Source organism: Parvularcula marina (genome assembly GCF_003399445.1).
Classification (GTDB): domain Bacteria; phylum Pseudomonadota; class Alphaproteobacteria; order Caulobacterales; family Parvularculaceae; genus Parvularcula; species Parvularcula marina.
In genome coordinates this window covers 237,971-251,365 of the sequence record NZ_QUQO01000002.1, presented here as the reverse complement: position 1 = coordinate 251,365, position 13,395 = coordinate 237,971, and the positions used below count along the sequence as shown (strand labels likewise).

Annotated in this window: 9 protein-coding genes and 1 riboswitch; of the genes, 4 read left to right on the top strand and 5 right to left on the bottom strand. The window is 61.2% G+C overall.

Going from position 1 to position 13,395, the window contains the following annotated elements; translation table 11 throughout:
• Nucleotides 1-27: 27 nt before the first annotated feature.
• Nucleotides 28-1,323: a putative O-glycosylation ligase, exosortase A system-associated gene (locus DX908_RS15040; protein ID WP_116393308.1), complete on the top strand. Its 1,296-nt coding sequence runs from the start codon at nucleotides 28-30 to the stop codon at nucleotides 1,321-1,323.
• Here DX908_RS15040 and DX908_RS15035 read toward each other — a convergent pair.
• The 5 genes from DX908_RS15035 to DX908_RS15015 form a co-directional block, all read right to left on the bottom strand.
• Nucleotides 1,299-3,167 carry a TonB-dependent receptor plug domain-containing protein gene (locus tag DX908_RS15035; RefSeq protein ID WP_199564774.1) on the bottom strand — a complete coding sequence of 623 codons (1,869 nt, stop codon included), beginning with the start codon at nucleotides 3,165-3,167 and terminating at the stop codon, nucleotides 1,299-1,301. The genes DX908_RS15040 and DX908_RS15035 overlap by 25 nt on opposite strands.
• 151 nt (nucleotides 3,168-3,318) lie before the next feature.
• A riboswitch (cobalamin riboswitch) is annotated at nucleotides 3,319-3,508 on the bottom strand.
• 35 nt (nucleotides 3,509-3,543) lie between these two features.
• The gene (locus DX908_RS15030) at nucleotides 3,544-4,317 is read right to left on the bottom strand and encodes an MIP/aquaporin family protein (RefSeq protein WP_116393486.1); all 774 of its coding nucleotides are present in this window, start codon (nucleotides 4,315-4,317) and stop codon (nucleotides 3,544-3,546) included.
• 90 nt (nucleotides 4,318-4,407) lie between these two features.
• Nucleotides 4,408-5,313, bottom strand: a complete 906-nt coding sequence (locus DX908_RS15025) for a haloalkane dehalogenase (RefSeq protein ID WP_116393307.1) — start codon at nucleotides 5,311-5,313, stop codon at nucleotides 4,408-4,410.
• Between the two features lie 2 nt (nucleotides 5,314-5,315).
• Nucleotides 5,316-6,383: a phosphotransferase family protein gene (locus DX908_RS15020; RefSeq protein ID WP_116393306.1), complete on the bottom strand. Its 1,068-nt coding sequence runs from the start codon at nucleotides 6,381-6,383 to the stop codon at nucleotides 5,316-5,318.
• A gap of 11 nt (nucleotides 6,384-6,394) precedes the next feature.
• Nucleotides 6,395-7,612: an acyl-CoA dehydrogenase family protein gene (locus DX908_RS15015; protein ID WP_116393305.1), complete on the bottom strand. Its 1,218-nt coding sequence runs from the start codon at nucleotides 7,610-7,612 to the stop codon at nucleotides 6,395-6,397.
• Nucleotides 7,613-7,747: 135 nt separating this feature from the next.
• Between DX908_RS15015 and DX908_RS15010 the strand changes: the two genes are divergently transcribed.
• The 3 genes from DX908_RS15010 (at nucleotide 7,748) to DX908_RS15000 (ending at nucleotide 13,377) form a co-directional block, all read left to right on the top strand.
• The gene (locus DX908_RS15010; protein ID WP_158548868.1) at nucleotides 7,748-8,638 is read left to right on the top strand and encodes an aldo/keto reductase; all 891 of its coding nucleotides are present in this window, start codon (nucleotides 7,748-7,750) and stop codon (nucleotides 8,636-8,638) included.
• Between the two features lie 96 nt (nucleotides 8,639-8,734).
• Nucleotides 8,735-12,019: a glycoside hydrolase family 3 N-terminal domain-containing protein gene (locus DX908_RS15005; protein ID WP_116393303.1), complete on the top strand. Its 3,285-nt coding sequence runs from the start codon at nucleotides 8,735-8,737 to the stop codon at nucleotides 12,017-12,019.
• Nucleotides 12,020-12,024: 5 nt separating this feature from the next.
• The gene (locus DX908_RS15000) at nucleotides 12,025-13,377 is read left to right on the top strand and encodes a GntP family permease (RefSeq protein ID WP_199564773.1); all 1,353 of its coding nucleotides are present in this window, start codon (nucleotides 12,025-12,027) and stop codon (nucleotides 13,375-13,377) included.
• The last annotated feature ends 18 nt before the right edge of the window (nucleotides 13,378-13,395 follow it).

Below are 13,395 nucleotides of genomic sequence, written 5' to 3'. Positions count from 1 at the left end.
GGGCATGAGTTTTGCGAGCGCCTGCGCATGAGGGACATCCTCCTCCTGGTATTCCTGGGGATCACGCTTCTCGCCGTGTTCCGTTACCCCTTTGCAGGTGTCCTGCTCTGGGCATGGTTTACTATTGCCTCCCCGCAGAATGCCGCGTGGACAGCCAGTACCCTGTCGCTGCAACCGCCGATCACCGCGATCGCGATCCTGTCGCTCCTGCTGCATGGCGAGCTTTTCCGCCTGAGGATGAGCTGGCTCCTCAGTTTTCTGTTGCTCTTCCTCTTCTGGATATTCCTGTCGCAATGGATGAGCCTGTCGCCCGCCGCCTCCGCCGTCGCCTTTGACCGGTTCTGGAAGGTGATGCTGTTCGTTGTGATCTGTTCGGTCGCGGTCACCGACCGCCTACGGTTTACTGCCCTGCTCTGGGTCGTCGTCCTGATCATGGGGTTCTATGGCGTCAAAGGCGGGGTCTTCACCCTGCTGACGGCTGGGCAGAACCTCTATTTCGGGCTCGAGCGCACGGTCCTCTACGACAACAACCATATCGGCATCGCCATGGCGACCTTCCTGCCGATGCTGCTCTATGTCGCCAATCAGGCGACGCATCGCCTCGTCAGGATGGGAAGTTGGGCCGTCTTTGCCCTGACCATCGTCGCCATCATCGGCACCTATTCGCGCGGCGCCTTCATCTGTCTCGTCGTCTTCGGCGCACTCTACTGGTGGCAGTCGCGGCACAAATTCCTGATTGGTGCCGCAGGCGTCATCATGGCGCTCGGCATCTTCCTCTCCGCACCGGGTGACTGGATCGACCGCATGGTAAGTATCAGTGAGGCTGCGGAGGATCAGAGCTTTCAGGGCCGGATCGATGCGTGGGTGATCAACTGGGAGCTCGCAACTGAGAACCCGCTGACCGGCGCCGGCCTCCGGGCGCCTTATGACGCAAACGTCGCCGCCACAGTCTCGGACCGCCAGCCGCGAGCTGCGCACTCGATCTATTTCGAGGTGCTGGGCGGGACCGGCTTTGCCGGGCTCATCATCTATCTGGGGATCTGGGTCACCGGGTTCTTTGCCGCCTTCCGAACATCACTTGATCGGAAGGCCGAACCCTGGCGGCGGGAATTCAGCCGTTATGCCACCATGTCGCTGATTATCTTCGGCATTGGCGGCGCGAGTGTGTCGCTGGAAATGTGGGAGGGATATCTCATCCTTCTCGTGCTGGCCCATTCGGTCCGGCACATGACGGACATCCCTCCCGTCAAAGCATCCCCGATCGATTCGATCAGGGAACGGATTCAGACCCGCGCCCGTCAGTCGATGCGGAAGCCGGCGTAAAGCCCGGCACCGGGCCCTCGATAACCGAAGACATCCGTCACCTCTTCATCAAAGAGATTGTCTCCACGCAAGGTGAAGGACAGATGATCCGTCAACGGATAGCGTAAGGTCGCGGATGCCAGCACGTAAGAATCAAGCGTCACGCGGCGGGAGGGGAAGCTACCGAAATCGAAATCATCCTGCTCTCCGACCGCATCAAGCGCGCCCGTCACGACAAAGCCCGGCTTTGATGGGCTTTCCCATGACGCGCCAAAGCTGGCCGTCCAGTTAGGCACCCTGATTTCATCCTCGCCGTCATCGCTTTCCGACTGCGTTGTCGTGCCGGAGAGATAGATCGCAACCGCATCGCTCACGGCGTATTGGCCGGACAGTTCAATCCCGCTTCTCTCACTCTTCCCTACACGGTTGATAGCCGTTGAGGTGAAATCAGGATTAAAGGCCGTATAGATCTCATCCTCGAGCTCAGCAGCAAAATAGACTGCTGACATCGAGCCCCTCGCAAAGTCCTGGTCCCAGCCAAGCTCATAGCTGAAGGATTGCTCTGGTTTCAGATCCGGATTGCCAACAAAGCTGCCGGGATAAAAACCGAAAAGCTCCGTGAAGGTTGGGTTTTTGATGCCCTCACCAGCACTGACCCGGAAGCGCCCCAGACGATCCGTTCGCCATGCCGCGCCGAGCCGCCACGTCGTCGCGTCTTCAAACTGGCCATCATTATCGTCATGACGTGCCGACGCATTAAGCGTCAGCCGCCCGGCGGTCAGCAGATACTCGCCCGCCACGCCGAGGCTTGTGAACTCCTGACGCTGATTGGGATCGCCAAAGGCGATATCGGTATCCTTGCGTTCGTAATCCTCAGCCTCATGATCGATGAGACCGGTGAGGCGGTGCGTCACATCTCCTGACCGCCATTCTTTTGACGGTGAATAAGAGAGTTTGGTCCGCTCGCCTGTCGTCTCATCTGTATAGACACCATTATCCGTGTTCTCGCGGACGATTTCCGTATATCCCACGCGGAACTGGTGATTGAGGCCGATGAGATCACCGCCGACACGGCCGCCAAATGTCAATTGGTCGGTTTCCGTTTCATCAAGCGTGTCTTCAAGGAGACCATCGAAATCCGTATCGCTGTCATTTTCGACAGTCGAGCTGGCGGCGCGCAGGAGCAGATTGCCGGACCATCCCTCACCGAATTCGATCCCGGCACGGATGAGGCCGGCAAAGCTGTCACTGCCATCCTCCTCGCCGGTCGAGCCGGATGTATCAACGCCTTCTGTTGTGAAGCCTGTCAGGCTGGCCCCGACATAGCCTCGCCCTGCGTTGTGGCTCGCCGAGATCATGCCGCGCGCCGTCTGGCGGGAGCCGGCTTCAACGGCGGCCCTAAGGCCGTCTTCGCTGCCCGAGAACAGTGCGATCACGCCGCCGATCGAATCCGACCCATAGAGGGCGGATTGCTCCCCGCGGGCGATTTCAATCCGCGAAAGATCGAGCCCCGACCACAGACCGAAATCGGTCTCGCCCGTGACGGGGTCGGAAATTTCGATCCCATCGAGGAGCACGAGCGTGTGGTTTGCTTCCGCCCCGCGCAGGCGGATCTGGGTGAGCCCCCCCGCCGCACCGGAACGGGACACGCCAAGCCCCGGCACGGCCCGCAGGCTATCGGCCAGGAACGGCGCATCGCGCAGGCGCAACTGCTCTTCATCGAGCACGCTGATGCTTGCCGTCACATCGGCTGGCGATTGGGCCCGAAGACCGGAGACAGTAATAACATCCGTATCCGCCTCTTCTGCAGAGACGCTTGTCCAGAGAAGGGCCAGAACGACACTGGTTGATAACAGGTTTTTCACGAGGACTTCCTCTTAACCCCTTACCGCCGCCGAACGGGAAAGGCCAAAACGACATATCAGCCCCGCCGGTTTGAGCCGACACGACGATGGGCAAATGATGCCGTTACGGAGGAAACAAACGTTCCTGCCCTGCCGGAGTGATCCCGCTCCCCGGGCGAACGACGCGATGGCAGGTCTCCTGACTTCACCGATCAAACGCCTCGGGCCGCCTTCCCGCGCTGTCGCGCAGTGGCATGATTGGCCGTTGGCTCCCGGTTCACAGTTGCGGGTACAGCCCCGGAATTACACCGGGTTCCCTCTTCGCTTCCTGTTAGGGAAGAACCATCTGATCGAAGATGTGCGGCGCCAGCCGCGCCGAGTCAATCGGCAGTCGCGCCTATTCGGCGGGATGCAGCTCGCGTGTCTGACGGCGCGTATAGAGAGACGCGCAGCAAGGATTTTTCACCCGCAGCAGCCAGTCGAACAATGTCACCGCGAGAAGTGCCCCGAAAATCTGGGCAAGGACGAAGCCCGGCACAGCCGCCGGTGCGATCCCCGCAAATGTATCGGAGAAAGCCCGCGCCAGGGTGACCGCCGGATTAGCAAAGGATGTCGATGCGGTGAACCAGTACGCCGCCGTGATATAGAGCCCGACCGCAAAAGGCGTCGCATCGGGCCGGAAACGGACACAGCCAAGAATGGTTGCGATCAACCCAAAGGTCGCAATGCCTTCTGAGAAGATGAGGCTGGGGCCTGTCCGGTCGGTCAGCGAGACCTGCAGCACCGGCATGTCGAACATCAGATGCGCGGCCCAGACACCAGCCATGCCACCTGCGAGCTGTGCCAGCAGGAACACGCCCGCCGATTTCCACGGAAGGTCGCCCCTGACCGCGAAGACAAGCGTGACCGCCGGGTTGAAATGCGCGCCGGATATTGGCCCGAAAATCAGGATCAGGACCATGAGCCCCGCACCCGTCGCCAGCGTATTAGCAAGCAGCGCCAGTCCATCTGCACCGCCCGCCATGACATCGCCCATGATCCCGGAGCCGACGACGATAGCGAGGAGCAGCGCTGTCCCGAGAAACTCGGCAACGGCCTTGCGGGCAAGATCGAATTGCTCGGGCGAAACAGGCGCCGTCGCATCAAAATCGTCAGTCGTGTTTGAGGTCATGTCGGGCATCTGAAGGCTTCATGCTTCTATATTTCCCCATTTATGGAAATATAGAAGCATGTCAAGGTTTTTCAGATCAGCCGACCTGCCTCAGCCCAGCTTTCCTGCGGCTTTCATCGCATCCAGTATCGCCTCGACCAGCGCTGCTGGCCGGTCTTCCTGTACGAAATGGGCGCCGTCCGTGACGTCATGATGGGTCTGGCCCTTCGCCCCCGGCACCCGCTCCCGGAAGGGCTTCTCCCCGCCCTTGGTGATCGGATCCTTGTCACTGAAGGCCGTGATGAAGGGCTTCTCGAACGCCATGAGGCGGCCCCATGCTTCCCTGTTCTCAGCTGCAGAGGCATGGCTTTCGGTGATCGGCACCAGCGCCGGGAAGGCGCGTGCGCCGGCCTTGTAGCTTTCATCCGGGAACGGTGCGTCATAGGCGGCCACTTCCGCGTCCGTCAGCTCCCGGACGGTCGCCTGCTGCAGAATGCCGCCAATCGGCAGGACCGGCACGGTCTGGCTGTATTCCAGCCAATTCAAGAACGCCTCTGATGCCTGCCCCTGCCCGATCGGCAAGCCGGTATTCGACGCTGTGACACTGGCGAAGCGATCCGGCTCGGCAGCGACCATCCGCAAGCCGATCAGTCCACCCCAGTCCTGACAGAAAAGGGAGATTTCCTTGAGATCGAGAGCATGGAGCCATTCGGTCATCCAGCCGATATGCCGCTCATACGTATAGTCGTTCCGGTCCCCCGGCTTATCGGATTTCCCGAACCCGATAAGATCAGGAGCCAGCACCCGCGCGCCCTTTTCGACGAGCAGCGGGATCATGAATCGGTAGAGATAGGACCATGATGGCTGGCCATGCATCAGGAGGACGACCGGCCCATCCTTTGGCCCTTCATCGACATAATGAACCCGCAAGCCGTCACTGATCTCAGCATAATGAGGGGCAAACGGATAATCCGGCAGGTTTTCGAACCGCTCGTCCGGTGTGTGTAAGATTTCCATGTCTAGCCCTTTGCTTCCAGAATGCGCCGACTGCGTGAGATCAGGTAATTCGCCGCCGTCCCGAATGTCTTGAATGCCGGATTGGTTGTCTGCCCGGCCCGGTAGCGCCACCAGATCTGCTGGATGATCCCGGCAAGTCGGAACAGGCCGTAGACCTCGTAAAAAGTGAAATCGGGGATGGTGCGACCGCTTTTCTCCGCATAACGCGCGACAAGCTCATCGCGGGTTAGCATGCCTGGCACATGGGTCGGCTGGCGCCGCATCATCTGGTAAACCTGATCGTCTCCGGCCTCGACCCAATAAGCGAGCGTCGCACCCAGATCCATCAGCGGATCGCCCAGCGTTGCCATTTCCCAGTCGAGAACGCCGATGACTTTCATCGGATCGTCCTTATCAAGAACGACATTGTCGAACCGATAGTCATTGTGAATGACGCAGATGCCAGTATCGCCTTCAGGTGTATTCGCCTCCAGCCAGGCAATGACATCTTCGCCCGGATCGACATCATCGGTCAGGGCATCGCGCCAGCGTTTGGTCCAGCCGGAAATCTGCCGGGCGGTGTAGCCCTCGCCCTTCCCCATCCAGTCAAGACCAGCCGCCTCGACATCGACACCGTGCAAATCGACAAACCGGTCAAGGACATTTCCGCAGAGCTGCGCGACATCTCCTTCATTCAAAGACAGTTCCTCGGGAATATCCTGACGCAGAATAATACCTTCGAGATGCTCCATCACATAAAAGGGATGCCCAAGAACATTGTCGGCCTCACAGATCGCGTAGATCTCAGGCACGGTCTCAAAATGCGGTTTGAGTCCGCGCATGATCTTTGCCTCGCGGACCATGTCGTGCGCGGATTTTGCCTTGCGCCCTTTGGGTGGACAGCGAACCACCATGTCCCTATCGGGCGTCACCAGGAGATAGGTGAGGTTCGAGGCCCCGCCCGGATACTGCTTGATGGTCAGAAGATCGTCAGCGCCCGCCAGATCATTCTGCTGCAGGAAAGCTTTTAACGCATCAAGGTCGAGACGGTCATCCTCCCGGACGTCGCCTGGCTGGTCGGTCAGCACCATGACAGCCCCCTTCAGCCCTGAAGCTGGCGTTTGATTTCATGCTTGGCCACGACCATGCGGTGCACCTCATCCGGCCCATCCGCAATGCGCAGGCAGCGGGCCCCGGCATAGATCTGGGTCAGCGGGAAATCCGCGCTCACCCCGGCACCGCCATGCACCTGAATGGCAAGGTCGGCGGCCATTTCCATGACCCGCGGCGCGATCACTTTGATCTGGGAAATCTCACTCAGCGCGCCGCGCACCCCATGGGTATCAATCAGCCATGCCGCCTTCATGGTGAGGAGCCGCGCCTGTTCGATCGCCATACGGACTTCCGCGATTTTCTCCGCATTGCCGCCGAGTTTCGCCAGCGGCTTGCCAAAGGCTTCGCGTTCCAGCGCCCGTTTGCAGAGAAGCTGCAGCGCGCGTTCCGCCGCCCCGATGGACCGCATGCAGTGATGGATGCGGCCCGGCCCAAGCCGGCCTTGCGCGATTTCAAATCCCCGCCCCGGCCCGGCAATCACATTGCTGGCGGGCAGACGCACATCGTTGAAAGAAACTTCGCCATGACCGAAGGGCTCGTCATAGTCATTAAAGACCGTCAGCATGCGCTCGATCTGTACGCCCGGCGCATCAATCGGGCAAAGCACCATGGAGTGACGGCCATGCGAGTCAGCCTCTGGGTTCGTGACCGCCATGAAGATCAGGATACGGCAATTCGGATGGCCGAGCCCCGTCGTCCACCATTTGCGGCCATTAAGGACAACCTCATTGCCCTCGATGCGCGCGGTCGCCGCCATATTGGTCGCATCGGATGAGGCTACCCCCGGCTCGGTCATGCAGAAGCCCGAGCGGATTTTCCCCTCGAGCAGCGGCAGCATCCATTCAGCCTTCTGCTCTTCGGACCCGAACATATGGAGGACTTCCATATTGCCGGTGTCCGGCGCGTTACAATTGACTGCCTCTGGCGCGATGAAGGACCGCCCGGTCACCTCGGCAATCGAGGCATATTCGGTGACGGAGAGACCGGCCCCATGCTCAGGGTCGGGAAGGAACATGTTCCACAGGCCGCGCTTGCGGGCCTCGACTTTCAGCCGCTCTATGGTCTCAGGCTGGCGCCATTTGGTCCAGTCCCCGCCCCCGGTCAGCTCCGCGTGATAGGCCGCCTCGGCGGGCAGGATTTCCTCTTCGAGGAAGGCCGTCATCCGGTCGTAATAATCCTGAGCCTTGTCTGAAAGCGCGAATTCCATGGCAGTCATCCTCCCGCGTGGCGGGCTCTTGGCGGAGCCCTTATCAATCTCTCCACTGTCTAGGCTGCTCTGACCATGAGGGCAATGTGCCGAACTGCTTGTTCAGGTCTCGCGGCATCTGCCACAAGGCACGCCATGGATACGCTGCCCCTTACCCCGAATGGTCCCGATATTGGCCGGCTCGCCTATGGCTGCTGGCGGTTTGCCGCAACCGATGTCGATACGGCGCACGAGAAGATCGTGACCGCGCTTGATGCCGGCATGACGTTGATCGACACCGCCGATATTTATGGGGCGGACACGGATGAAGGATTCGGTTCCGCCGAAGCTCTTCTTGGCGAAGTGCTGGAGGCGGATAGCGGTCTGCGCGGGCGCATGGTCCTCGCGACCAAGGGCGGCATCTGGCTCGGCGCGCCCTATGATTCGAGCCGGGACTATCTGACGGCTGCCTTCGACAGATCACTAGAGCGGCTGAAAGTTGATCAGGTGGACCTTTATCAGCTCCACCGGCCGGATCTCCTGACCCCCATGGCGGAGCTTGCCGAAACGCTTGATAGCTTCGTTGCCTCGGGCAAGACCCGCTATATCGGTGTCTCGAATTTCAGGGCCGACCAGATTCGGGCTCTGGCCGCCCACATGAAAGCCCCGATCATCTCCGTCCAGAATGAATTCTCGGTTCTCTGTCAGGATCCCATCGAGGACGGTGTCCTCTCATGGTGCGAAGAGAATGGCGCGCTTTTCATGGCATGGTCACCGCTCGGCGGCGGTCGGCTCTTCTCCCATGACGGGACCGCGACGGATGCGAGTGTCCGCGAAACCGTTGCGCGCCTTGCCAAGGAGAAAGTGACAGATGAGGCGTCGATCGCCCTCTCCTTCCTCAGCATGTGCCCAGGGCCCGTCATCCCGATCATCGGTACACAGAATGCGGAACGCATCGCCGCGCTGGGCCGGGAGCCCCTCCCGACTCTCACACGGCGGGAATGGTATGACATCGTCGAGGCCTATCGCGGCGGGCCCATGCCCTGACCTCACGAAGATTTGCCGACCTCGGCAGACCGTGATAGCGCTAACAGCTAAATGACCAGCCGGACGACAGATTCGGGCGGCACATAGGGAGAGTAGATGATGGTCACCAAAGCCATTTGGGGGGCAGCCCTTCTTGCGATTTCAGCCATGGGCGGCAGCGCAATTGCGCAGGATGCGCCGCAGACGCTTGCGGGCGAAGCGACCGAGGCTGGCCTCACCGGTGCCGAACGGCGGGCCTATATCCTTGAGCGCCTGACCGTTGAGGAAAAGCTGGGCCAGCTCCACCAGATGCCGGGTGGGCGGTCGAAGAACCTCAACTCACGCCTCAATGATGCCGAACTCGACCGGGTACGGTCCGGCCTTGTCGGCTCATACCTCCATGTCGCGGGCGCAGAGCCGCTCGAAAATCTCCAGCGTGTCGCGGTCGAGGAAAGCCGGACCGGCATCCCCCTCCTCTTCGCGATGGATGTGGTGCATGGCTACAAGACCATCTTCCCCGTACCGCTGGCCCTTGCCTCCAGCTTTGATCCTGCGCTTGTCGAGGCGACCGCCCGCGCCGCGGGCAGCGAAGCTTCCGCCGCTGGTCTTCACTGGACCTTCGCGCCCATGGTCGACATCGCCCGCGATGCGCGTTGGGGACGGATCGTCGAAGGCGCCGGTGAAGAACCCTATCTCGGTGCGGTGATGGCCGCCGCACAGGTGCGCGGCTATCAGGGCGATGATCTCTCCGCAGGCGACACAATTCTCGCCACCGCCAAACATCTCGGTGCCTATGGCGCAGGCCAGGGCGGCCGCGACTATGACACCGCCGAGATCTCCGAGCGCGCGCTTCGCGAGATCTACCTGCCGCCCTTCAAGGCCGCCGCCGATGCAGGTACCGCGACCTATATGGTCGCCTTCAACGATATTGCGGGCGTGCCGACCACAGCGAACAAACGCCTCCTCACCGGTATCCTCCGCGACCTCTGGGGTTTTGACGGCATGGTGGTCAGTGACTGGAATTCCGTCATGGAGCTGATGAACCACGGTGTCGCGGGAACACCGGCTGATGCTGGCGCTCTCGCCCTTGCCGCCGGGGTCGATATGGAAATGACCAGCGGCATCTATGTCGGCGAGATGGTGGACAGGGTGAAATCGGACCCCGAGCTGATGAAGGCGCTAGACCTGTCGGTCACGCGCATCCTGCTCACCAAGGACCGGCTGGGGCTCTTCGATGATCCGTATGCCTATCACGATACGGAACGGGAAGCCGAAGTCATCCTCTCAGAAGCCCACCGCGTGCTGGCCCGCGAAGCAGCCCGCAAATCCATGGTGCTCCTGAAAAATGACGGCGCCCTGCCGGTCACAGAGGACGTAAAACGCATCGCCGTCATCGGTGCTCTGGCAGATGACGCCTCCTCCCCGCTCGGCTCCTGGCGGGCGCAGGGGCAGGCTGAAAATGTCAGCACCATTCTCGAAGGTCTTGAGGCAGCGCTCCCCGAAGGTGCGCGCCTCGATTATGTCGCAGGCGCGGACACCAAGGACATGCCAGCCCGTTCCGAGCTGCGCCGGGCAGTGAATGCCGCGAAAAAGGCCGACCTCGTCCTGCTTGTCATCGGCGAAGATTACGACCTCTCCGGCGAAGCCCGCTCCCGTTCGGATATCGGCCTCCCCGCCCCTCAAGCCGCGCTCGCCGAAGTCGTTCTGGAAACGGATACGCCGGTCGCGGTGCTCTTGATGAATGGCCGTCCGCTCGACATCAGCATGCTGAGCGAAGAAGCAGACGCCATCCTTGAAACATGGATGCTGGGCGTCGAGACCGGCCCCGCCGTTGCGGATATCGTTTTCGGCAAGGCCTCACCCGGTGGCAAACTGCCCGCCTCCTTCCCGCGCCGGACCGGTCAGTCCCCTTATTATATGGGCCACCATCCGACAGGCCGTCCCGCTGACCCGGATGTCACCAAAGACACCGCCCGTTACATGGATATCGACATCACGCCGCTTTATCCGTTCGGACACGGTCTTTCCTATGTCGTTTTCTCTTATGGCGATGCGGCAATGGATCGGGACAGCATGGGCGAAGGTGAAACACTCACCCTTTCTGTCGATGTCACCAATGACGGCACCATGGCCGCCGACGAAGTCGTCCAGCTCTATACCCGCGACCCGCTCGCTGACGTCGCTCGGCCACAGGCAGAGCTGCGCGGGTTTGTGCGGGTGACCCTCGCGCCGGGAGAGACAAAATCTGTCAGCTTCACGCTGACCCCGGAGCAGTTTGCCTATTGGGGACCGGACGGCGAATGGCAGGTCGATGCGGGTGCGATCAATTACATGATCGGCAGTTCTTCCGCCGATATCAGGACCAGCGGCAGCTTCATGATCGAGGAAGGCGTTAGTGCTGATGGCCCTGCCGCCGCCATCGAAACCAAGGTCAGTGTTGAAGGTGCGTCAGAGGAAACGCTGCCACGATCCATCGGACGGATTGAACGGTTCAGCCGCCGGGCGGATGCCCTGATCGCCCCCAATGCCACCATCGAACGCCTGACCCCGGACCTTTTCGGCTGGTCAGAGGGTCCGGTCTGGATGGAGGAGCGCCGGGAAGTTCTCTTCACGGACGTTCCGGGTAACACGATGTATGGCTGGAGCGAAGAAGGTGGTCTCCGCACTGCTCTCGAACCCTCCGGCTATGCGGGGCCGCCGACAGACATCTTCCGTGAACCCGGCGCCAATGGCCTGATCGCTGACGGCCCCGATGCCATTCTGATGGGCGATCACGGCAACCGCGCGGTGGCCCGGCTCGACCTCAACACGATGGAGAAGACATTCCTTGCCACCGAATATGACGGCAAGAAATTCTCCAGCCCCAATGACCTCGTCCGCGCGAGCGACGGGGCGCTTTATTTCACCGACCCGCCTTATGGGCTGGCCGGGATCGAGGACTCCCCCGCCAAGGAAATGCCGTGGAACGGTGTCTATCGTCTGGCCCCGGATGGTAGCGTCACTCTTATCGATGATGAGCTGACCAAGCCGAACGGGGTCGGCCTCTCCCCGGACGGCAAGACGCTTTACGTCGCTGTCTCCGACCCGGACGCCGCCAAGCTTTATGCTTATGACGTCCAGGGTGATGGGTCGGCGACGAACCGCCGTGTCTTCCATGATGCCATGCCCTTCATCGAACGCGGCGAGCAGGGATTGCCGGACGGGATGGCGATTGATGCGGTCGGCAATGTCTATCTTGCCGGGCCCGGCGGCATCCATCTCCTCAGTCCTGAAGGTGATCTTCTGGCCCTCATCCGCACCGGCACGCTGGCCGCGAATGTGACGCTCGCCGAAGGGGGCCGCACTCTCTTCATCACCTCAGGCGCCTTCCTCGCCCGCGTTCATCTCGACGGGAAGGAGTGAGCGACATGCCCCTCCTTCCGCTATTTGCGACGGCGGGGGCCATCCTCGCGCTACTCTTTCTGGTCCTGAAAGTCCGGCTGCCGGCTTTCCTGTCGCTGATCCTGATCAGTATCGTCTTTGGCCTGACGGTTGGCATGGATCCGTCCGCTGTCATCGAAGCCGTCCGCAACGGGATGGGCGGCACGCTCGGCTTTGTCGCCGTCGTCGTAGGCCTTGGCGCGATGATGGGCGCCCTCCTCGAAGCCTCAGGCGGCGTCGAAGCCATCTCTAACTCGCTGCTGAAAAAGTTCGGGCCGGACCGCGCGCCCACGGCCCTTACCCTGATCGGTTTTCTCGTCTCCATCCCTGTCTTTTTCGATGTCGCGCTGATCATTCTCCTGCCGCTTTTACTGGGTCTCAGCGAGCGCACTGGAAAGTCGATCATTGCCTTTGCCATTCCGCTCACCGCCGGGATGGTCGTCACCCATTCCTTTGTGCCGCCCACGCCCGGCCCCATTGCGGTTGCGGAAATCCTCTCCGCCGATCTTGGCTGGATCATCCTGTTCGGGATCATCACCGGGCTCCCCGCCGCTTTCATCGCAGGCCCCATGCTGGCAAGCCAGCTCGTAAAACTGCGCAGCCTACAGAATATTACCCCACCCGACCTAACCCCCGCCGATGAGATTGCCCGCCCGTCGAATCCGGCCGGGTTCAGCGAGGCGATGTTCATCATCATTGCGCCGGTCACCCTCATCCTGATCGCGACCGTCACGAAAGCTGTCTCCCCTGACTGGATCCCGCCACAAGCCATGAGCACTATCGGATTTGTCGGCCATCCGTTCACGGCGCTTCTGATTGCGTGCCTTCTTGCCTGGTGGCTGCTCGGCTTGCGCCATGGCCTACCCGCAGAGAATTTGCGCGAAGCCTGCGCCCGCGCGCTGGAGCCTGCAGGGCTCGTCGTTCTCGTCACCGGGGCTGGCGGCGCCTTCAAACAGATCCTTGTCGATTCCGGCACCGGTACCCTCCTCGCCGAGACATTGCTCGCCAATGACATGCCGCTTCTGCTCTTCGGTTTCCTTGCCGCCTTTATCGTCCGTGTCTCGCAAGGCTCCGCCACTGTCGCGATGATCACCGGCGCTGGCCTCTGCGCGCCGGTTGCAGAGCTGGCAGGCGTGACAGGCCCCACGCTCGGCCTCCTCGTCATCGCGATCGCCTCGGGCGCCAGCATGACCTCGCATGTCAATGATTCAGGCTTCTGGCTGGTCAGCCGTTATCTGGGGCTGAGCGAGGCGCAGACACTCAAAAGCTGGACGGTGATGACGACGATCATCGGGCTGGTCGGCTTCGGCATGGCGTGCCTTCTCTCGCTCGTCTTCTGACAGGCGCCCGAGGGCTGG

Bases quoted from the DNA above. Each gene is read 5' to 3' on its own strand.
- DX908_RS15040 (WP_116393308.1), top strand. From the start codon at position 28: ATGAGGGACATCCTCCTCCTGGTATTCCTGGGGATCACGCTTCTCGCC.
- DX908_RS15030 (WP_116393486.1), bottom strand. From the start codon at position 4,317: ATGACCTCAAACACGACTGACGATTTTGATGCGACGGCGCCTGTTTCG.
- DX908_RS15025 (WP_116393307.1), bottom strand. From the start codon at position 5,313: ATGGAAATCTTACACACACCGGACGAGCGGTTCGAAAACCTGCCGGAT.
- DX908_RS15020 (WP_116393306.1), bottom strand. From the start codon at position 6,383: ATGGTGCTGACCGACCAGCCAGGCGACGTCCGGGAGGATGACCGTCTC.
- DX908_RS15015 (WP_116393305.1), bottom strand. From the start codon at position 7,612: ATGGAATTCGCGCTTTCAGACAAGGCTCAGGATTATTACGACCGGATG.
- DX908_RS15010 (WP_158548868.1), top strand. From the start codon at position 7,748: ATGGATACGCTGCCCCTTACCCCGAATGGTCCCGATATTGGCCGGCTC.
- DX908_RS15005 (WP_116393303.1), top strand. From the start codon at position 8,735: ATGATGGTCACCAAAGCCATTTGGGGGGCAGCCCTTCTTGCGATTTCA.
- DX908_RS15000 (WP_199564773.1), top strand. From the start codon at position 12,025: ATGCCCCTCCTTCCGCTATTTGCGACGGCGGGGGCCATCCTCGCGCTA.